The sequence below is a fragment of the Actinocorallia populi genome (assembly GCF_002995495.1).
GTDB classification, from domain to species: Bacteria; Actinomycetota; Actinomycetes; order Streptosporangiales; family Streptosporangiaceae; genus Actinocorallia; species Actinocorallia populi.
On the sequence record NZ_PVZV01000012.1, the window covers coordinates 217,841 to 238,494 of the forward strand.

Genomic DNA, 20,654 nt, shown 5'->3' on the forward strand with positions numbered 1-20,654 from the left:
CAGGCGGTACACCACGCCGATCGTCCCCAGCCCTTCCTCTCCTGCCGTCCCGCACCGGTCTGTCCCGCGTGTCCACCGCCTGGCCATAAGGAAAATTATGGCGGGTCGGGATGGTGGCGAACTTTTCTCATAGCTCCGGAAGTTGTCACGGGCAGCGCGGCAGGACTGCCGCGCGACCCGGGCGCCAGGCGCCGCAGTTTCCCTTGTGAGGAGAGCACTCATGTCGAAGGTCTTGATGGTCATCTCGGGCGCGGACAGCCTGACGCTGGCCGACGGTTCCGTCCACCCGACCGGGTATTGGGCCGAAGAGGTCGCCGCCTCCCACCGGGTCTTCACCGAGGCCGGGGTCGAGGTGGTCCTCGCGACGCCGGGCGGCGTCCGGCCGACCGTCGACGCACTCAGCCTGGACGAGCGCGGCGGGGTCTCCTCCGAGGACGCGCAGACGTTTCGCGCCTACCTCGACGGCCTCGCCGACGGGCTCGCGCACCCGCTGCCCCTGGCGCAGCTGAACGGCGACGACTACGACGCGATCTACCTGCCCGGCGGGCACGGACCGATGGCCGACCTCGTCGGTGATGCCGATCTCGGCCGACTGCTGAACGCCGCGCAGGCCGAGGGCAAGACCGTGGCGGCGCTGTGCCACGGGGTCGCGGCGCTGCTGAGCGCCACCGGTCAGGATGGGGCCTTCACCTTCGCCGGCCGCACGGTGACGTCTTTCACCGACGAGGAAGAACGTCAGGGCGGACTCGGCGACGACTCGCCCTACTTCGTGGAGAGCCTGCTGCGCGAGAGGGGAGCCGTGCTCCAGACCGGCGCGGCCTGGAGCGACACCGTCGTGCGCGACGGCAACCTCGTCACCGGACAGAACCCCCAGTCCAGCGTCTCCACAGCCCGCGCCGTTCTCAAGGGCCTCCTGGAGGGCTGACACCCACGCGAAGGACCATCCATACGTCCGGAACCTTCGGGACGGCTGGTGTCCGTCGTGCGGAGTCAGCCGACCTGGAGGGTGGCCATCATGGCCATGTCCTCGTGTTCGAGGTTGTGGCAGTGGGCGAGGTACCGGCCGCGGTAGGCGTCGAAGCGGACGGCGAGGTGGATTTCGGCGCCTGGAGGGAGCTCGACGGTGTCCTTCCATCCGGCGTCGTAGGGGCCTGGGCCGGCTGAGCCGCGGCCGAGTACCTGGAAGAACGCTCCGTGCAGGTGGAAGGGGTGTCGTTCGACGCTGAGGACGGTCCAGCGTTCGGTGACGCCGAAGGCGGGGCGCAGGTGGGGGACGGCCGGGTTGAAGGGCTTGCCGTTGATCTGCCATTGGGAGCCGTTGCGGGAGAAGACGAGTTGCCGGTGGGCGCCGTCGGGGGTGAGCGCGGGGATGTCGGACAGCCGATCGGGGATTTTCGTGTCGTCGGCCGCTTTGCGGGTGATGTGGAAACGCATGATCTGTCCGGCCCCGCCGGTGTCGGCGAGGTTGACGAGGGTGGCGGTGGAGCCGACGGGGTAGCGGGAGAAGTCGACGACGACGTCGAAGCGTTCGGCCGGTGACATGCGCAGGGTGGTGTGGCGGACGGGCGCTGCCAGAAGGCCCCCGTCCCCTCCGATCTGCGTGAACTCGCTGACGGCCGGGCCGTCGAGGCGGAGTTCGTATCTGCGGGCGTTCGAGCCGTTGACGAGGCGGAGCCGGTAGCGGGCGGCGTCGACTTCCAGGTAGGGCCAGGGTGTGCCGTTGACGAGGATGACGTCGCCCTGGGCGCCGCCCATGATGGACTCGTCCATGCCCGGGGCGCCGAGCAGGCTGGGGTCGGTGGCGGGGTAGGCGAGCTGGCCGTCGGTGTCGAAGGCCCGGTCGCAGATGAGCAGGGGGATCTCGCGGTCGCCGCGCGGCAGCGGAAGCGCGTCGTCTTCGTCGTCGCGGACGACGCACATGCCGACGAGGCCTTTCCAGACCTGGGCTCCGGTGAAGTCCATGCGGTGGTCGTGGTACCAGAGGGTGGCGGCGCGCTGCCGCATGGGGAAGGCGTAGGTGCGCTGGTGGGTGCTCACCTGGGCGTGCGGATCGTGCATCATGCCGTGCCCGCCGTGCCCGCCGTGCCCGCCGTGCCCGCCGTGGCTGCCGTGGCTGCCGTGGGAGGCGTGGCCGTCGGCGAGGCGGGCGAGGCTCCGGGGGTAGAGCAGGTCGGTGGGGAAGCCGTCCTGTGACGGCGGGGCGATCCCGCCGTGCAGGTGGGTGGCGATGGGGACGGGCAGCAGGTTGGTCTGGCGCAGGATCATCGGAGTGCCGGACCGGGCCTCCAGATAGGTGCCGGGGAAGGCGCCGTCATAGCCCCAGATCTTCGTGGAGTAGCCGGGCAGGATCTCGGCGGTGCCTTCCCTGAGGGCCATGTCGTAGTGGTCGCCGTCGGGTCCGGAGCGGGCGGGCTTGGCGGGGACGGGGATCGGCAGGGGCAGCGTGTAGGGCTGGGGGAGTCGTGCGGCGCTGGTGAGGGTGCCGGGCCCGACCGTGCCGCCGCCCGCGCATGCGGTGAGCGCGGCGGGGGCCAGGGCGAGGCCGGCGAGCTTGAACAGGTCGCGGCGGGTGGGGCCGGTCATGCGGGGTTCTCCTGGGCGGGCGGGGCGGCGAAGAGCAGCGGCAGCGTGGCGATGACGGCGGCGAACAGGCCGACGCCGAGGGGGACGTGGAGCCACATGCGGTGGTCCATGCCGGCGGTCAGCTGGACGATCTCCAGGACGAAGATCGCGGCCATGAGCGGCACGGCACGAGGCCCGACGAGGCGCTTGCGGCGGGCGACGGCGGCCATGGCGGTGAGGACGAGCGCGATGGTGGAGACGATGGCGGCGTTGTCGCCGTGGCTGCCGATGGCGTTGTCTCGACCGGACAGGAACATCCCGGCGAGGACCGGCTGGAGCGCGTAGGCGAGGGCGTGGACGACGGCGGTGACGCGCAGGGCGATGAGCATCAGCGGGCTCCGCTCTCGTGCAGGGGGCGGCGGGTGGTGAGGGCGGCCGACATACGGGCGGCCAGGAGGATCCCGTCGGGGGACAAGGGAGGACCTTTCTCGCGCAGAAGGGGAGGTGGGGTGCGGCCCGCAGGCGGGCGCGGGGCGGCCCCGGAACGGGGCCGCCCCGAAGGCCGCTTACAGGGCGGTGTCAGGAATCCAGGAGCCGTGGATGCCGCCGGTGACGCGGCGCGGGAGCTGGACCGCGGCGATCTGGTCGAGGTCGGAGGCGTCCAGGACCAGCAGGCGGGAGGAGTCCTGCTCGAGGTCGGAGATGACGGTGAGCAGGTAGCCGTCGTCCTCGTTCGCGGCGCCTGCGGCGGGGACGAAGACGGCCTCGCTGGGCAGGCGGGCGTCGCCGACCTGGTGGACGCGGCGGGCGCCGGTGGTGCGGTCGTACTTGACGACGCCGTAGCCGCCGTTGCCGTCCTGGTCGGGGAAGGAGATGGCGTAGGTGTAGCGGTTCTCGGCGCCGAGGTAGTCCTCGTTGAGGGTGGGGAACTCCACGGCGAGGTCGTCGATGACCTGCTCGTCGACCGAGCCGCGCTCCAGGTCGATGCGCCAGCGGCGGGTGTAGGAGCGGGTGTTGGGCTCGGTGCCGCGGCCGGGCGCGCCGACCCACCAGTTCCAGGACAGCTGGAAGCCTTCGCGGTCGACGGTGGGGCCTTCCAGGACGATGCCGCCGCTGGGGTCCTCGTAGGCGTTGGCGGCGTGGAGCATGTTGCCGGGCTCGATGTCGAACCAGCGGATCTTCGTGGCGCCGTCGGCGGTGCGGGGCATGACGCCGATGCGGGAGGGCTGCGCGTCGCTCCAGCCGTAGGGGATGCCGGAGTGCTCGGCGGGGTCGAAGGTGACGGCCCCTTCGATGAAGACGATGTGCTGGCGGGTGATGGCGAAGTCGTGCTTGAGGGAGGCGGTCGCGCCGGGGATCTCGGCGCTGTGGACGATCCGGCCCTCGGCGTCGGCGATGTAGTAGATGAGGTAGGGCGGGAACGGCGAGGAGCCGAAGAAGTGCAGCTCGCCGGTGACGGGGTCGGTCTTGGGGTGGGCGGTCATGGCGGAGCGGAGCCTGCCGTCGAAGTCGTAGGCGCCCACGGTCTCCAGCTCGGCGTCGAGCTCGAACGGGAAGTTCGCCTCGCACAGCGCCAGCAGGCGGCCCGCGTGTTCGATGACGTGGGTGCCGGCGGTGCTCGCGGTCAGGTCCACCCCGCGCTCGGTCATGTAGGGGGCGCCCTCGAGGGCGGGCGTGCGGACCCAGCGGTTGCGGTACCACTCGGCGCGGCCGTCGCGGAGCCGGATGCCGTGGACCATGCCGCTGCCCTTGAACCAGTGGGTCGGGGTGACGCCCGGCTTGGGGTTGTGGCTGTTGCGGATGAGCCGGCCGTTCAGCTCCGGCGGCAGGTGGCCCTCGACGGTCAGGCCGGTCGCGGTGATCTCGTCGACGGCGGGGGCGTAGTGGCCGGTCAGGTAGGGCTTGGCGGTCATGGCGAATTCCTGTTCTTCGATGTGGTTCGTACGGTTCGTGGGGTGAGGGGGCGTCATCAGGCGGGCTGCTCGGCGCGGTCCTTGAGGGCCGCGAGCCAGGATTCGAGCGACTGCCGGAGGGCCTGGCCGAGGTGTTCGGCGGCGGCGTCGACGGGCGCGCCGGCCCAGGACTCCTCGGTGCGGACGGTGACGCGGTCGCCGTCGGCGGTGAACGTCCAGACGTGGACGCCGTCGATGCCGCTGGCCGGGCCGCCCCACACGATGCGCTCGCCGGGCACGACCTCGTAGACCGTCGAGGTGATGTCCAGGCCGTGCGTGCTCCAGCGGAAGGAGCCGCCGGGCTCGACCGGGCCGTCCAGGACGGCGCTGTCGATGTCGCCGTTCCAGGTCGGCCAGGCCTCGATGCCGGTGTGCAGGGCCCAGACCCGCTCCAGCGGGGCGTCGATGGTGGTGGACAGGCGGACGATCACCGGGGCGGTCTCGTCGATGGTGCGCATCTCGTGGTTCCTTTCGGGGGTGCGGGTGGTGCGGGTCAGGTGGGCGGCCAGCGCGGCCGTGGTGAGCAGGACGGCGGCCGAGACGGCGAAGGCCGCGCGGTAGCCGTCGGTGAGGGCTTGGAGGTGGGGAAGGGAGGAGCGGGTGGTGAGCGATCCGGCGAGGGTGGCCAGGACGGCCAGGCCCACGGCCCCGCCCACCTGCCGGGTGGTGTTGACGAGACCGCCCGCCGTGCCGGAGTCGGCCTTGGCGACACGGTCCATGGACAGGTCGGTGAGCCGGACGAACGCGACGCTCAGGCCGAGCCCGATCAGGACGCTCGGGCCGAGCACGTCGGCGAGGTAGGAGCCGTCGGCGCTGATCCGCGACAGCCACAGCAGTCCGGCGGCCTCGACGAGCAGTGCGGCGGGCAGGGCGCGGGAAGCGCCGATCCGGGTGGTGATCCGGGGCGACAGGGCGGAGCCGAGCATGATCGCTCCGGCGAGCGGGAGCTGCCCGAGCCCGGTGAGCAGCGGTCCTTCGCCCAGGACCTCCTGCTGGTAGAGCGGCAGGAAGAAGAACAGGGCGATCCACACCGATCCGAACAGGGCCATCAGCGTGTTGGCCGCGGCCACCCGGCCGCCCTGGAACAGCCGCGGCGGGACCAGCGGATCGGGGTGGCGGCGTTCGGCGAGGACGAACAGCACGCCGAAGACCAGGGCACCGGCGAGCGCGCCCAGGACACGCGGGTCGGTCCAGCCCTGCTCGCGGGCCGTGGCCAGCCCCCACACCAGACCCGTCAGGGACAAGGTGACCGTGACGGTGCCGAGCAGGTCGAACCGGCCGCTGCCGCGTTCGGCGGACCGCGGTACCGACGCCGCGACGGCCGCCAGCACGGTGAAGGTCCCCGCGGCGACGGCGAAGAACAGTGCCCGCCAGCCCCACACCTGGGCCAGGAGGCCTCCCAGCAGGACTCCGGCGGCGCCCCCGGCACCCGAGACCGCGCCCCACACCCCCAGCGCCTTGCCGCGCCCGGGACCCGGCGGGAACAGCCCCATCACCACCGCCAGCGCAGCCGGTGCGACGGCCGCCGCTCCCATGCCCTGCACGGCCCGCGCGGCGATCAGCAGGCCCGCCGACGAAGCCAGCCCGGCCACCGCCGAGGCCGCTCCGGACACCGCCAGGCCGCCGAGCAGCACACGGCGGTGCCCCAGCAGGTCCGCAGCCCGCCCGCCGGCCAGCAGCAGCGCGCCGAAGACCAGTCCGTAGGCGTTGACGACCCAGGTCGTGCCGCCGTCCGTCAGCCCGGCGCCCTCCCGGATCTGCGGGAGCGCCACGTTCACGATCGAGTTGCCGAGCACGACGAGGAACTGCGCCGCGGCCAGGGCCGCGAGCGCGGGGCCCGTGGCTGTCTTACGCATCATCGACTCCATGGATGTGTGTGGTTGACCACTCACTCTTGTGCGGGAAAGAAGGCGGGGCCTGTGCCCCGCCGGAATGCCCCGCCGGAATGTCCCGGGCGGACCGCCCGGGAGGGGATCAGTAGTGTGTGATGCCCGCCGCCAGGGTCCGCGTCCAGGGCGCCTCGACCTCGTCGGCGCGCATCGACACCAGCAGGTGGCAGAGCATGCCCCGGGCGAAGAAGTCCTGGACCTGGGCCTCGCTGCCGCCCGACGCGCCGCGCACGTACTCCACCAGCCGGGCGTAGCCCTGCCGGACGGCCTCGCGCACGGCGGGTTCCGACACGGCCGCCGCCTGGGCGTGCAGCTGGATCAGCATGAGGTCGTTGTCGCTGATCAGCCGCGCGTAGGCGTCGCCCATCGCGCGCAGGACCGTCTCGGCCGAGCTGCCCGGCGCCGCGGCGACGGCCTGCTCCAGCGCGCCGCGCACCTGGACGAAGCACCGCTCGACGACCGCCACGAACAGCGACTCCTTGCTCGGGAACAGCCGGTAGACATAGGCCTGGGAGATCCCGGCGGCCTTGGCCACCTCCGTCGTGGTGGTGCCCCAGTAGCCGCGGGCGGCGAAGGCGCCGATCGCGGTGGTGAGCACCGTCTCCCGGCGCTCGTCCGCGGTGGACAGCTGCCGTGTTCGGTTGGTCGTCATGTGAGTAATAAACCACTCACACTTCTGGAAGTCAAATGCCCGGCCGCCCGCGGCGGTCGGGCGAAGGCGACGGCGTGTCGTACGCCGTCGTCGAAGCCGCGACGCCCGGACGGGTCAGCGGGTGAGGTGGGGCAGGAGGAGGGCGGCCACCTCGGGGGCGGCCTGCTCGGGGATCCAGTGGCCGACGCCTTCGAGGGTGTGGAAGGTGTAGGGGCCCTTGACGTGGTCGCGGGTGAGCGCGGCGGCCTTGGGGCCGAGGGCGGGATCGTCGTCGCTGAAGATGTAGAGGGCGGGGACGGTGACGTCGCTGCCGGTGAGGCGCGACGGGGGGTTGAAGGGCATGCCCCGGTACCAGTTGACGGCCGGGGTCAGGTTTCCGGGGGCGAGGAGGAAGTCGGCGTCCCGGGGGTTCATGCCCTCGCCGAGCCGTGATCGCGCGGCCATGGACGTGGTGAGGCGGGGGAGGAGGAGCTCGGGGAGCCAGGGGAGCTGGAAGAAGAACATGTACCAGGACATGAGGAACTGGCGGCTGGTGAAGAGGGCGCGGAGGAAGGCGACCGGGTGCGGGACCGAGAGCGCGGTCACCGTGGCGACCAGGTCGGGCCGGGCGGCCGCCAGGATCCAGGCGATCGAGGCGCCCCAGTCGTGGCCGACGACGTGGACGCGGCGGCCGTCCGGGGCGGCCGTGCCGATGAGGGCGACGACGTCCTCGGTGAGGGCGGTCATCCGGTAGGCGTAGCGGCCGCGCGGGCGGGCTCGGGGGGAGTAGCCGCGCTGGTCGGGGGCCAGAGTGCGGTAGCCAGCGGCGTGCAGGTGGGGGGCCAGTAGCTCCCAGGAGCGGGACGTCTGCGGGAAGCCGTGCAGGAGGACGACGATCTCGCCGTCGAGGGGGCCCTGGTCGGTGACGTCGAAGACCAGGCCGTCGCGGGTGAAGGCGGTGATCCGGGCGGCGGTCACGCGCGTGCCGCCGTGCGGTGCGGCGGGTGGCCGTTCGGGGGCCGGACCCACTGGCCGTGGAAGGTGTAGCCGAGGCTCTCCGGGACGGGGATCGTGCAGACGGGGCCGTCGGCGACGGCGCGGGCGTCGAAGACGACGATGTCGGTGGACTCCCCGGCGAGGTCGTTCTCGTAGGCGATCAGCCAGCCCTCGTCGTCGAGGACGCCCGCGTCGCGGGGGACGAACAGCGGCTCGCTGACGAGATGGCCTGGGCCGTAGTCGTACATGTCGGTCTCGCCATGTTCGGTGTCGTAGCGGGCGACCGCCGACAGCGCCATGCCGCCGGTGGCGCCGCCCGACGAGGCTCCGTAGACGTGGCGGTGGCGCGTGGTGGCGCGCCTCGGGTCGATGGTGGGCCACTCGAGCGGCTGCGCGTGGATCTGATGGGACTCGAGCCTGCCGGACGCGCTGACCCGGTAGCGCCACAACCGGCCGACGGGCAGACAGGACGGGTCGGTGAGATGGCTCATGCTGGAGATGGCCTCGTGCATGACGGTCCAGGAGCGGAAGCGCACCAGGTCGAACACGATGTCCGTGCCGTCGTCCCAGGCGCCGGCGAAGTGCCACTGGAACCACGGGTCGGCCTCGACGACGCGGAACGGGCCGCCCGCGCGGGGGACGAGCAGGATGCGGGTGGGTTCGTCGGCGTGCCAGCGCATCGCCTGGAACGCCGGGATCCGGCCGGACACCACGGCGGCCAGGTCGAGGATGACGGGGCCGAGGCAGAACACCAGGTGGGTGGCGGTCATCGCGAAGTCGTGGACCATGTAGCGGCGGGGCAGCCGGATCGACCGCAGGTGCTCCGACCACCGCCCCCGCCGCGAGCGGTAGATCTCCAGGCGCGGCCGCGGGCCGTAGACGCAGCCGAAGTTCCACAGCTCGGCGGCTTCCGGGTCCCAGCACGGGTGCGCCGAATACGGGGTGCCCAGGCGGCGGGCGAGCGGCCCGGCCGGCGCGAGCGCCCGGTCGAGGTCGCAGCGGCCGAGGGTCTCGAGCGTGCCGGGGTCCAGTTCCCAGGGGAGGTCGCCCTCCCAGAGCGCCAGCAGCCGGTCGTCGAACAGGGCGACCGAGGTGTTGGCCTGGGATTCGGCCGGCGGCAACCGCAGGTTGCGCAGCCGCCCGCCCACGGCGTTGGAACCGGCCAGCCGGACGGTCGGTCCGGGCCCGGCCTCGAGCGACGCCCGGTAGGACCGCGTCCGGACGTACCGCGAACGCACCCGCACCGGAGCGCCCGGGGCGAACGTCACCGAGCTGACGAGGCCGTCCCCGTCGATGGCGTAGTCGGACAGGTGGTTGCCCGCCCCGTTGCGGTAGAGGGTCCCGGCCAGCCCCTCGGGGACGCTTCCCTGACTCGGACGGAGTTCGGCGTCGACCTCTCGGGCCCGGCCGCCGTGCCGCATGTCCATGAGCGCTCCCATGTGATCGGTGAACACATTAATGTGAGCACTGATTACATAGGCGGCGGGGGCGGGTGTCAAGGTGTGGTAGGACTGGCTGCATGACCACCCGGACGGCCGGCCGGCCCTACCACCACGGCTCCCTCCCGGAGGCGCTGGTCGCGCACGCCGTCGAGCTGCTGGACGAGGCGGGCGCCGACGCGGTCGTCGTCCGCGAGGTGGCACGCCGCGCGGGCGTCTCCCCGTCCGCCCCGTTCCGGCACTTCCCCGACCGCGCCGCCCTCCTGTCGGCCGTCGCCGAGGCCGTCGCGGTGGACTTCGGCGCGATCCAGCTGGCCGCGGTCGAGGCCGCCGAATCCCTCCCCTTCCGCGCCCTGGGCACCGCCTTCGTCCGCTACGCCCTGGCCCATCCGCACCGCTTCGCCCTCCTGCGCGACACGGTCTTCACCCCCGCCCGTACCCCCGCCCTGGACGAGGGCCACCGCCTCTTCGTCGCGGCCATCACCGAGGTGATCACCGCCGGCCAGCGGCGCGGCGAGCTCCGCCGGGCCGACCCCGACCTCGTCCGCATCGCCGCCCAGGCCCTGGTCTACGGCCTCTCCCAGATGTTCGTCGACGACTACCTCGACCCCGCCCGCGCCGACACCCTCATCAACGACGTCATCGACCTCTTCGGCCTGGGCATCCTCGCCCCCGAGAACGAACTCCGCACCGCCCCCTGAAACCGCACGGCGTCGGCTTCCTCGCCGCTTGGGAAGCCCGGGATTTCGGCCGCGTCATCGCATGCCTTGACCGATCCGCCACCACGCGTGAGTGCTCTCCCTGATCGGAGGCGCATCACGAGTTGTGTTGAACGGGAGGAACAAATTAGACGATGCCGGGGACCACCCAGACGCCGGTGGTCGTGACGGTGTTGGGGCAGAACCAGTGGCTTCCCGAGGCGGCTTTGGGGACGGGGACGCCGGGGAAGCGGAACTGGAGATAGGGGTAGTAGGACAACGGTCGCTTGGGGTTGGTGCCGTGGTAGTAGTAGCCGCTGAAGGGACTCGTGTAGACGCAGGTGATACCGCCGAGGACGTTCAGCCGGATGGCGACCCGGAAACCGGTGACGGAGAGAAGTCCGTCGTAGTTGTAGCCGCTGGTGGGCGTGAGATTCCAGCTCCAGAACAAGTTCGGCCAAGCGGTCCTCGCGGAAGGGGAGGAGACCGGCAACGCCTCGATCGAGGAAATGGTGCCGGTGCAGCCGCCGAAGACGGCCGTGTCGATGGTGATGGCACCGCCGCTGGTGATGCTCCCCTCCAGGGCGGAGGAGGTGCAGGTGTCGGTGCCCAGGGCCCAGGTGAACGACAGGTCCTCTTCCAGCGTGGCGGTGAGGTCGCCCGCCGGCCAGGCCGAGGCGGGGGAAGCGGTGACGGAGACGGCGGTCACCGCGGTGACGGCGGCGGCCATCAGGATCTTGACGCGGGACATGGACCCTCCTTCGGGGAACGGATGCCCGAGGCTCGGCTGATGCCGAGTCGGATCGCAGGATTTCCAGGCGAAGGCGGCCGACGGGCCGGTGCCGTTGGATGTGACGGCCCCGTACATTTCTGGGCTGTCGAGTCGAAACATCTGGCGAAAGGCGCGAGCGGCCTCTCCTTGAATATCGGGAATGTCGTGGTGAAGGTAATTGATGAAAGGGGATCGGTCAATATTCGCAGAAGTTTTATGTATGGCCGGAATGTGACAGGTGTCGTGTGCATGGAAAGGGGCGGCACGGGCTGTTGCCTCCTGAGGGAACCATGTGCAGCCAATGCGGAGAGTTCATCGAGAAATCGATTCGCGGGCGAACGGGAGGAGGGCGAGCCAGATCAGTGCCGCACCCGCCGGGAGCAGGTTCAGATCGAGTGTGATGACGACGAAGCCGAGGACGGCCAGGACGGGGCTCAGGGCGGCCGCCGTCCTGCGGTACGGGGGGAGGAACGCGACCTGGACGAGTAGCGCGATCAGCCCGAGCATGAAGAACATCGGACCGATGTCGTACAGCGCTTGGGGGAGCACGGAGGGGACGTCCGCGTAACGGTCGGCGAGCATGCTTTTCTCGGCTGCGTCTGCGGCCTGGAGGCCGACGATGATGTCGACGATCGCGACGCGGACGAACGCCACGAGACCGAAGGCGGCGACCGCGGTCACGCTGCCTGCCGTGATCCGTCGTGCGGGGCCGCCGCCCGCGGCCCTCGCGTACAGGCCCGCGATCACTCCTGCGTACAGCAGGAGGGAGCCGAGGAAGAGCAGGTGCCCCACCGTCCAGGCGGGGCCCGGCCCGTACTGCCCGTCACGGCCGTCGACGAGCCGGACGACGCCGTACGCGAGCATGAGGGCGGGGGCCAGATGGAAGGCGATCCTGGTCATGGACGGTTCTCCTGGAGTTCGAGACCTGCGTTCTCACGCTCCCGATCCTCGGGGGAACCGGCGGCCGGGCGGATCGCCGCCGCGAGCGATCTCCGGGCATCGGTGACGCGGGGGAGGAAGGGGGTGCGGCTCCCCCGCGCGACGGAGTCAGGAGGGCGTGATCAGCCGGGACTCGTACGCGGCGATCACGGCCTGGACGCGGTCGCGGATGCCGAGCTTGGCCAGGACGTTGCTCACGTGGGTCTTCACGGTGTGCTCGCTGACGACCATGGCCGCCGCGATCTCGGCGTTCGACAGGCCGCGGCCGAGGAGGCGCAGGGTCTCGCGCTCCCGCTCGGTCAGGACCGACAGGCGGTCGGAGGGGGCCGTGCCGGCGCGCGGGCGGTTGCGCGTGATGTCGGAGATGAGGCGGCGGGTGACGGCGGGCGCGAGCAGCGACTCCCCCGCCGCCACCACCCGGACCGCGTGCACGAGGTCGTCGCGGCGCACGTCCTTGACCAGGAACCCGCTCGCGCCGGCGTAGAGCGCGTCGTAGACGTAGTCGTCCTGGTCGAAGGTGGTGAGCATGATGACGCGGGTCCGGGTCCGGGCGCACACGGCCTTCGCGGCCTCGATGCCGTCCATGCCCGGCATGCGGATGTCGAGCAGCACGACGTCGGGGTCGTGTTCGCCCACGGCGGCGATCGCGGCGGCTCCGTCGCCCGCCTCGCCCACCACCTCGATGTCGGGCTGCGCGTTCAGGATCATCGCGAAGCCGCTGCGGACGAGTTCCTGGTCGTCGGCGAGCACCACCCGGATCACGCGGCCACCGTCGCCGCGTAGGGCAGGCGGGCGAGGACCCGGAAGCCGCCGCCCGGCAGCGGACCGGCCTCGGCCGTGCCGCCGCAGGCGGTGACGCGTTCCCGGATGCCGATGAGGCCGTCGCCGCCCCGCCGCCAGCCCGGGTCGTTCTCGTCGTGGCCCTGTCCGTCGTCGGTCACCGTGATCTCCAGTTCGTGAGGGGTCCAGCGGAGCCGGACCTCGGCCGTCCGCGCGTTGGCGTGCTTCACCGTGTTGGTGAGCGCCTCCTGCACGATGCGGTAGGCCGCCAGGTCGACGTCGGAGGGGAGGCCGCGGCTGTCCCCCTCGACCGTGAGCCGCACCCTGACCTGGGTGCGGTCGACGTGCTCGATCAGGCCGGGCAGCGCGTCGACGGTCGGCTGGGGCGCGCGTACGCCGTGGTCCCGCTCCTCCTTGAGGACGCCCAGCGTGCGGCGCAACTGGACCATCGCGTCGCGGCCCGCGTCGGCGATCGCGTCGAAGACCCGTTCGGCCTGGTCGGGATCGGAGCGGACCACCACCGGGCCGGCCTCGGCCTGCACGACCATGATGCTGACGGCGTGGGCGAGCACGTCGTGCATGTCCCGGGCGATGCGGGTCCGTTCCTCCGCAGCCGCCCGCGCCGCCTCGGCCTCGCGTTCGCGTTCGAGTTGCGCGGAGCGTTCCGCCAGCGCGTTCGACCGTTCCCGTGCGGTCCGCGCCAGCGTGCCGAGAAGGAACGCCGTCATGGGCAGGAGCAGCGTGAACATGAACTCGTCCGCGTCGTTCTTCTTGACGAGCAGCGCGCCGAACGGGGTCGACACCACGAGCGCGCCGATGAAGCCCCAGCGCTGCCAGCGGTGCCGTCCCAGGTCGGCGAGGGTGTAGATGGCCACCAGCGCGCCGTACTGCAGCATCAGGCCCGGCCGGTCGTACAGCGACACCGCCATGGCGAAGCCCGCCACGACCAGCGCGATCGCGAACGGCGCCCGCCGCCGCCACACGAGCGGCACGACCGTGCCGAGGTTGAACACCAGGCCGAGCGGCGTCGCCTCCGGCGCCGTGGCGAACGGCACGAGCACCGGGACGGCGACCGCCGCGGCGATCAGCACGTCCACCAGACGGCCGTCACCCGTACGCGACCACGGCCGCGGACGCCGATGCCACCGCGCGGAGGGACTCAAACCGCGGTATCGATCCGACATCCCCTCAGTATCGGCCCGTGCGGGGTGGTTCACCTCGGTCGCGCGAGGGATTCCGAGGCTCCGACGGTTCACAGGCGTCACGACCGCGCAGGCCGGAGGTGTTCGCGCCTGGCAGGCCCTGGAACCGCCGCCCGGTCGTTCAGGAGCGGAAGGACGCCAGGCCCGCGACGGCGAAGTCGAGGGCGGCCTCGAAGGCCTCGTCGAGGTCCGCGGTTCCGCCCTGCTCGTTCAGCGCCCCGGTCGTCTCGCCGAGGACGAAGCCCGACAGGAGGGAGAACAGCGTCTTGCGGGCGTGGACCAGTCTCTTCTCGTCGACGCCGGCCGCGGCGAGGATCGGGTCGAGCGCCTGCCAGATCAGGTGGTCGTGGCCGGTCACCTCCGGGTGCGACTGCGCGTACAGCCACAGGGAGGGGTGGCGGCGGGCGAGGGAGCGGCAGGCGTGGCCGAGGGCCCGCAGCTGCTCGGGCCAGGCGCCGTCGGCGGCGGGCAGGTCCAGCCGGGCGCCGACCATGGCGCAGACCCGCTGCAGCAGCGCCGTCCTGCCGTCCACGTGGTGGTAGAGCGACATCGGGTTGACGTCGAGCTCCACCGCCAGCTTGCGCATGGACAACCCCTCGACCCCGCCCGCGTCGATCAGGCGCAGTGCCGTCGCGTAGATCTCCTCGGGCGTCAGGGGCGCGCCTCGGCGCGCGTTCACAGCCATACGCCGTATGGTAACGTCCGCCATACAGTGTATGGAAGGAGCTCCCCATGTCCGCGACCCGGTCCGTCCCCGTCCTGCGCGGGATGCCCGTCCTCGGCAACGCTTTGCGGCTGGCGGCCGACGTGCCCACGGACTTCCTCGTGGAGACCGCGGGGGAGCACCCCGAGGGGCTCTACCGGCTGGACGTCCTCGGCCGGAGCCCCCTGTTCGTCTACGATCCCGACCTGGTCGCCGAGATCTGCGACGAGACGCGGTTCTACAAGAGCGTCGCCCCGCCGCTGTCCCTCGTGCGCGACTTCGCCGGCGACGGCCTGTTCACCGCCCGCGGCGACGAGGAGGTCTGGGGGCACGCGCACCGCATCCTGATGCCCGCCTTCGGCCAGCGGTCCATGAAGGCGTACTTCCCCCAGATGCTCGAGGTCGCGCAGGAGCTCGTCGCCTCCTGGAGCGGGCGGCAGGGCGAGGACCTGAGCGTCTCCGACGACATGACGCGGCTCACCCTGGACACGATCGCGCTCACCGGCTTCGACTACCGGTTCGGCTCCTTCTCCACCCCTGAGCTGCACCCGTTCCTGCAGGCGATGGGCCGCGCCCTGACCGAGGCCATGGTCCGCGCCCGGCAGCCCCCCTTCGTCACCAGGGCGCGCAGGAGGCGCGAGGAGACCTACCAGGCCGACATCCGCGCCATGCAGGAGCTGGTCGACGACGTCATCCGGCGGCGCCGCACCGGTGACCGCGACGGAGGCCGAAGCGGCGGCACGGACCTGCTCGGCCTGATGATGGAGGCCGCGGACCCGCGCACCGGGGAGCGGCTGTCCGACGAGAACATCCGCAACCAGGTGCTGACCTTCCTGATCGCCGGGCATGAGACGACCAGCGGGCTGCTCTCCTTCGCCCTGTACAACCTGCTGCGCAACCCGCACGTCCTGGCCCGCGCCTACGCCGAGGTCGACCGGCTGCTCCCGGACGGCGCGGCGCCGACCTACGAGACGGTGATGAGGCTGGACGTGATCCCCCGCGTCCTGGACGAGACGCTGCGGATCTGGTCCCCCATTCCGGGCTTCATCGTCAAGCCCTTCGCCGACACCGAGATCGGCGGCTACCCGGTGCGCAAGGGCCAGCAGACCTTCGCCCTGCTGCCGGCGCTGCACCGGCACCCGAAGGCCTGGGACCGTCCGGAGGAGTTCGACATCGACCGGTGGCTCCCCGAGAACAGGAAGGACCACCACCCCGCCGGATACAAGCCGTTCGGCAACGGCGAACGCGCCTGCATCGGACGCCAGTTCGCCCTCACCGAGGCGCGGCTGGCCCTCGCCCTCGTCCTGCGGAGGTTCGCGATCAGCGACCCGCACGCCTACCGGATGCAGGTCAAGCAGACGCTCACCCTCAAACCGGAAGGCTTCACCGTCCGGGTCCGCGAACGCCGCCCCCACGAGCGCGCCGCGACCGCGGAACCGGTCACGCTCCGGACCGCCGAAGAGGAGCGGATCGAGCCGGTCGCCGCCGGAACCCCCCTCACCGTCGCCTACGGCTCCAACCTCGGCACCTGCGCCGCCATCGCCGAACGGCTGGCCGAACGCGCGGGCCGGTCCGGCTTCGCCGTCACCCTGGCCGCCCTCGACGACCTGGCCGCCGATCCGCCCCGGCGGGGAGTGCTCGTGGTGATCGCCGCCAGCTACAACGGCAGGGCGCCCGACAACGCCCAAGCCTTCGACGCCCTCGACGAACTCCCGCCGCTGGAAGGGGTGCGGCTGGCGCTGCTCGGCTGCGGCGACACCCAGTGGCCGACCTACCAGGCATTCCCCCGGCGGGCCTTCGCCAAGCTCACCGGTGCGGGGGCCGTACCGCTCGTGGAGCGCGGAGAGGCCGACGCGGCCGGCGACTTCGACGGCGGCGTCACCGCGTGGACCACTGCGCTGTGGTCGGCGCTCGCCGCCGAGTACGGCACGACCGCCGCGGCGAGCGCTCCCCGCTACGAGATGGAGGTGCTCACCGAGGCCGACGTACGGCCCGCGGTGATCTCCGCGGCGGCCGTCCCGCTGACCGTGGTCGAGAACGAGGAGCTGACCGGCGACCCGGCGGGGTTGTGGGACTTCACGCTGGAGGCGCCCCGCCCCGGCGTGCGCTCGATCACCGCCGCCCTTCCCGAAGGGGTGTCCTACACGGCGGGCGACCATCTGGCCGTCTTCGCCAAGAACGACCCCGAGCAGGTGGAACGGGCGTTGCGTCTGCTGGGCGTTCCCCGCGACCAGGTCGTCCGGCTGCGCGCCCGGGGGACGACGCACCTGCCGGTGGACGCCCCGGTGACCGCAGGGCTGCTGCTGACGGAGTTCGCCGAGCTCCAGGAGCCGGCCACCCGGTCCGACCTGGAGACGCTCACCGCGCACACGCCCTGCCCGCACACCCGCAGGCAGCTCGCCCTGCTCGGCGACGCCTACGCCGATGAGATCCTCGCCAAGCGCGTCTGTGTGCTGGACCTGCTGGAACGCTTCCCCGAGGTCGCGCTGCCGCTCCCCGTCTTCCTGGAGACGGCCGGGCCGATCCGGCCGCGCTACTACTCGATCTCGTCGTCGCCGCTGGCCGACCCCGGCCGGGTCAGGCTCACCGTCGGCCTGGTGGAGGGCCCCGCCTGGTCGGGCGCGGGCCGGTACCGCGGCACCTGTTCGGCCTACCTGGCGGGCCTGGCGCCCGGCGAGGTGTTCTACGGTCACCCCCGCACGCCGGCGCCCCCGTTCCGGCTGCCCGCCGACCCGGCCGTTCCGGTGATCCTCATCGGCCCCGGCACCGGTATCGCCCCCCTGCGGGGATTCCTGGAGGAACGGGCCCGCACCGGCGCCACCGGTCCGGCCGAGCTGTTCACCGGCTGCCGCCACCCCGATCACGACCGGCTCTACGGCACCGAACTCGACACCTGGGAGAAGGCCGGACTCGTCCGGGTGCACACCGCCTTCTCCGCGCTGCCCGGCCATCCGATCCGGTACGTCCAGCAGGCCGTGGCCGCCGAGGCCGACCGGGTGTGGGAGCTGCTCGAGCGCGGAGCGCACGTCTACGTCTGCGGAGACGGCCTGCGCATGGCGCCCGCCGTACGGCGGGCACTGGCGCGGATCTGCGCGGAACGAACCGGCGGCGACGGCGAGGCATGGCTGCGCGACCTGGAGACCGAGGGCCGCTACCTGCAGGACATCTTCGCCTGAGGACACCGCCCGGCGGCGGTCGGGATCATCACCACGGCCCGCCGCCCGCGGTACGCTCCGGATCCGCGCCGCCGACCCGCCGCGGCGGCAGGGTCGGGCCATGAGTGAGGAGAGCGAGTGAGCGAACCGAGCTGGCTTCCCGGCCGTCCGATCGTGCAGGCTCCGATGGCCGGCGGGCCCTCCACGCCCGAACTCGTCGCGGCGGTCTGCGGGTCCGGCGGCCTGGGATTCCTGGCGGCCGGATACAAGTCCGCCGCGGACATGCGCGCCGAGATCGACCGGACCCGCGCCCTGACCGGCGAGCCGTTCGGGGTGAACGTGTTCATGCCCACCGCCGACACGCCCGAGCCCGGCGAACTGGATCGCTACCGGCGGGACCTGGCGGGCGAGGCGCGGCGGCTGGGCGTCGCCCTGGGGACGCCGCACGGCGGTGACGACGGCTTCGACGCCAAGATCGAGGATCTGCTGGCCGCCCCGCCCCCGGTGGTGAGCTTCACCTTCGGCTGCCCCGACGACTCCCTGATCCGAGCCTTCCAACGGCGCGGGACGGCGGTCCTGGTCACCGTCACCACGGTCGAGGAGGCGCGGTCGGCGGCGGCGGCCGACGGCCTGTGCGTCCAGGGAGCGGAGGCGGGCGGGCATCGGGGCTCGTTCACCAACGACGAGCTGGAGGGCGTCGGGCTGCACAGGCTGCTGAGCGATCTGCGGCCCCGCACCCGGCAGCCGCTGATCGCCGCCGGAGGCATCGCATCGCCCGTCGACCTCGGCGACGTGCTCGCCCTGGGCGCGGTCGCGGGCATGGCGGGCACGGCGTTCCTGCGCTGCCCCGAAAGCGGCACCAGCGCCGTTCACCGAGCCGCGCTCACCGACCCTCGCCTCACCCGGACCGCCATGACCAGGGCGTTCACCGGACGTCCCGCGCGCGGCCTGGTCAACCGCTTCCTGACCGAGCATTCGGCGCAGGCACCGGCAGCCTACCCCCATGTCCACCACCTGACCGCGCCGCTGCGCAAGGAGGCGGCCGCCCGAGGCGACGTCGACACCGTCCACCTCTGGGCCGGGCAGTCCTGGAGGCACATCCGCCAGGCCCCAGCGGCCGATATCGTCGCCGATCTCACCCGCCTTTGAGCGCCGCAGACGTCATCGTCGGGTGAGGGACCAGGTGGCCTGGACCTGCGAGAAGAGTCCACCGGTAAGGAGTCTCCGGACAGCCGCGCGGCTGAGTGACGTCAATCCGGCATCAAGTGACGTCACTATCTGCTTGACGTGACGTCGTAGCGGCGTCATAGTTGTGGCATGGACCTGATGCCGTACGTGGAGAACCTTCGTCGCGAGCTCGTCGTCGCCGCCGAGGCGGGCGGCCCGGAAGCCCGCGCGCTGGCCGAGCGCCTCACCGGCGTTCTCGAAGCAGCCACCAGGCTCGCCCTGCTGGAGGCGCTGTCGGCCGCGGCGGACGAGATCACCCGTGAGCTCGCGCCGGGCTCGGTCGACGTGCGGCTGCGCGGCGGCGACCCGGCGTTCGTGGTGACGCCGCCGCAGTCGGGTCCGTCCTACGAGGCCGCGGGCGGCGGGCAGGAGACCGCGCCGCCCGCCGTGCCGCCCGCCGCGCCGCCGACAGTGGAGGAGGGCGGCACCGCGCGGATGACCCTGCGGTTGCCCGAGCACCTCAAGCTGCGGGTGGAGGAGGCGGCCGGCAGGCAGGGGATCTCGGTCAACGCCTGGCTGGTCCGCGCCGTCTCCGCGGCGTTCGAGCCCGGCGCCGGGCCCCGTCCCGCCGACCGGCCGCAGCAGGCGCACAGCGGCCGCAGCTACACCGGCTGGGTGCGCTAGCCCGCCCGTCACCCGTCACCATTCTTCGCCCGGCCCCGAGGCCGGGATGCTCCACCGGACCCATGAGGAGGGCTCCGCCATGCCTGTTTTCGACACTCCCGAACCGATCACCGCCGAGATCGAGGTCTACTTCGGCCAGGTCCTCGTCCACGCAGGCGACCGCGCCGACACCGTGGTCGAGGTACGCCCCAGCGACCCGTCCAACGAGGCGAGCGTGCAGGCCGCAGAGCAGACGGCCGTCGAGTTCTCCGGCGGGCGCCTGCTGGTCAAGGGCCCCAGGCCCAAGGCCCTGGCGTACCTGCGGAGCTGGCGCGGCTCCGTCGAGGTGACCGTCGCCCTGCCGGCCGGCTCCCGCGTCGAGGGCAGATGCGCCGCGGGCGGCATCACGGACTTCGTCGCCACCGGCTCGCTCGGCCGGACCTTCCTGCACAGCATGAACGGCGACCTGCGCCTGGAGGAGGTCGGCCCGCTGGAGGTCAGGGCGTCCAACGGCGAGATCTGGGTGGGTCGGGTGAGCGGACCCGTCGAGGTGACCGGCTCGGTCGGGCCGATCCGGATCGGGGCCGTCGACGGTTCCGGCACGGTGAAGAACTCCACCGGCGCCATCATCCTGGGCGAGGTGACCGGCGACCTGCAGCTGAAGACCGGCGTCGGCGAGATCACCGTCGGCCGCGCGCTGGGCGGCCTGACCGCCAGGTCCGCGCACGGCCGGATCCGGATCGAAGCGGCGGTGAGCGGCACCGTCCACGTGGAAGGCGGCCACGGCAAGGTCGGCATCGGCATCCCCGAGGGCACGGCCGCCCGCCTGGACCTGCACACCAAGAACGGCGTGGTGCGCAACACCCTGACCGCCGCCGACGGTCCCGAGACCGCCGACGCGGTCGTCGAGGTACGTGCGCAGACCAACTGGGGCGACATCACCGTCCACCGTTCCTGACCTCCCGAACACCCGTAAGGAGTCCCCCCATGAGTGATGCGATCACGGCCGAAGGGCTGGTCAAGAGATATGGCGAGAGGAATGCCCTGGACGGGTTGAGCTTCTCCGTTCCGCAGGGGACGGTGCTGGCCTTGCTGGGTCCGAACGG

At 72.2% G+C, this 20,654-nt stretch carries 18 protein-coding genes; 6 read left to right on the forward strand and 12 right to left on the reverse strand.

Annotated features, from left to right (window positions below):
- Window positions 1-220: 220 nt before the first annotated feature.
- Window positions 221-925, forward strand: a complete 705-nt coding sequence (locus tag C2865_RS36740; protein ID WP_106403342.1) for a type 1 glutamine amidotransferase domain-containing protein — start codon at window positions 221-223, stop codon at window positions 923-925.
- Window positions 926-990: 65 nt separating this feature from the next.
- On the opposite strand, the gene C2865_RS36745 is transcribed toward C2865_RS36740, so the two are convergent.
- The 7 genes from C2865_RS36745 to C2865_RS36775 all read right to left on the reverse strand — a co-directional run bounded on the left by C2865_RS36745 (window position 991) and on the right by C2865_RS36775 (window position 9,457).
- Window positions 991-2,583, reverse strand: a complete 1,593-nt coding sequence (locus tag C2865_RS36745; protein WP_198653857.1) for a multicopper oxidase family protein — start codon at window positions 2,581-2,583, stop codon at window positions 991-993.
- Window positions 2,580-2,951: a hypothetical protein gene (locus C2865_RS36750; RefSeq protein WP_106403344.1), complete on the reverse strand. Its 372-nt coding sequence runs from the start codon at window positions 2,949-2,951 to the stop codon at window positions 2,580-2,582. The genes C2865_RS36745 and C2865_RS36750 overlap by 4 nt, the downstream gene beginning before the upstream one ends.
- 177 nt (window positions 2,952-3,128) lie before the next feature.
- The gene (locus tag C2865_RS36755) at window positions 3,129-4,475 is read right to left on the reverse strand and encodes a carotenoid oxygenase family protein (RefSeq protein ID WP_106403346.1); all 1,347 of its coding nucleotides are present in this window, start codon (window positions 4,473-4,475) and stop codon (window positions 3,129-3,131) included.
- A 56-nt stretch (window positions 4,476-4,531) separates the two neighbouring features.
- Window positions 4,532-6,370, reverse strand: a complete 1,839-nt coding sequence (locus C2865_RS36760; protein ID WP_198653858.1) for an MFS transporter — start codon at window positions 6,368-6,370, stop codon at window positions 4,532-4,534.
- A gap of 118 nt (window positions 6,371-6,488) precedes the next feature.
- A complete protein-coding gene (locus C2865_RS36765; protein ID WP_106403351.1) occupies window positions 6,489-7,055 on the reverse strand; it encodes a TetR/AcrR family transcriptional regulator in 567 nt (188 codons plus the stop codon).
- Window positions 7,056-7,169: 114 nt separating this feature from the next.
- On the reverse strand, window positions 7,170-8,012 hold the full coding sequence (locus tag C2865_RS36770) for an alpha/beta fold hydrolase (protein WP_106403405.1): 843 nt from the start codon (window positions 8,010-8,012) through the stop codon (window positions 7,170-7,172).
- On the reverse strand, window positions 8,009-9,457 hold the full coding sequence (locus tag C2865_RS36775) for a carotenoid oxygenase family protein (protein ID WP_157964065.1): 1,449 nt from the start codon (window positions 9,455-9,457) through the stop codon (window positions 8,009-8,011). The genes C2865_RS36770 and C2865_RS36775 overlap by 4 nt, the downstream gene beginning before the upstream one ends.
- A 92-nt stretch (window positions 9,458-9,549) precedes the next feature.
- On the opposite strand from C2865_RS36775, the gene C2865_RS36780 reads away from it, so the two are divergent.
- Complete coding sequence (locus C2865_RS36780; RefSeq protein WP_106403355.1) at window positions 9,550-10,170, forward strand: TetR/AcrR family transcriptional regulator; 621 nt, start codon at window positions 9,550-9,552, stop codon at window positions 10,168-10,170.
- Between the two features lie 145 nt (window positions 10,171-10,315).
- Here the strand turns inward: C2865_RS36780 and C2865_RS36785 are convergent, their stop codons facing one another.
- The 5 genes from C2865_RS36785 to C2865_RS36805 form a co-directional block, all read right to left on the reverse strand.
- On the reverse strand, window positions 10,316-10,918 hold the full coding sequence (locus C2865_RS36785) for a hypothetical protein (RefSeq protein WP_106403356.1): 603 nt from the start codon (window positions 10,916-10,918) through the stop codon (window positions 10,316-10,318).
- Window positions 10,919-11,251: 333 nt separating this feature from the next.
- On the reverse strand, window positions 11,252-11,839 hold the full coding sequence (locus tag C2865_RS36790) for a hypothetical protein (protein WP_106403357.1): 588 nt from the start codon (window positions 11,837-11,839) through the stop codon (window positions 11,252-11,254).
- A gap of 147 nt (window positions 11,840-11,986) precedes the next feature.
- A complete protein-coding gene (locus tag C2865_RS36795; RefSeq protein WP_106403359.1) occupies window positions 11,987-12,640 on the reverse strand; it encodes a response regulator in 654 nt (217 codons plus the stop codon).
- Window positions 12,637-13,755, reverse strand: a complete 1,119-nt coding sequence (locus C2865_RS36800; protein WP_198653859.1) for a sensor histidine kinase — start codon at window positions 13,753-13,755, stop codon at window positions 12,637-12,639. Before C2865_RS36800 ends, C2865_RS36795 begins: the two co-directional genes overlap by 4 nt.
- A gap of 226 nt (window positions 13,756-13,981) precedes the next feature.
- On the reverse strand, window positions 13,982-14,545 hold the full coding sequence (locus tag C2865_RS36805) for a TetR/AcrR family transcriptional regulator (protein WP_157964066.1): 564 nt from the start codon (window positions 14,543-14,545) through the stop codon (window positions 13,982-13,984).
- A 47-nt stretch (window positions 14,546-14,592) separates the two neighbouring features.
- Here C2865_RS36805 and C2865_RS36810 point away from each other — a divergent pair, with 47 nt between their 5' ends.
- The 4 genes from C2865_RS36810 (at window position 14,593) to C2865_RS36825 (ending at window position 20,506) form a co-directional block, all read left to right on the forward strand.
- On the forward strand, window positions 14,593-17,739 hold the full coding sequence (locus C2865_RS36810; protein ID WP_106403364.1) for a bifunctional cytochrome P450/NADPH--P450 reductase: 3,147 nt from the start codon (window positions 14,593-14,595) through the stop codon (window positions 17,737-17,739).
- A gap of 117 nt (window positions 17,740-17,856) precedes the next feature.
- Window positions 17,857-18,867 (forward strand): NAD(P)H-dependent flavin oxidoreductase, encoded by a 1,011-nt coding sequence (locus C2865_RS36815; protein ID WP_232836012.1) that lies wholly within the window; start codon window positions 17,857-17,859, stop codon window positions 18,865-18,867.
- A gap of 168 nt (window positions 18,868-19,035) precedes the next feature.
- Window positions 19,036-19,569: a toxin-antitoxin system HicB family antitoxin gene (locus C2865_RS36820; protein ID WP_106403366.1), complete on the forward strand. Its 534-nt coding sequence runs from the start codon at window positions 19,036-19,038 to the stop codon at window positions 19,567-19,569.
- 79 nt (window positions 19,570-19,648) lie between these two features.
- Complete coding sequence (locus C2865_RS36825; protein ID WP_157964067.1) at window positions 19,649-20,506, forward strand: DUF4097 family beta strand repeat-containing protein; 858 nt, start codon at window positions 19,649-19,651, stop codon at window positions 20,504-20,506.
- The last annotated feature ends 148 nt before the right edge of the window (window positions 20,507-20,654 follow it).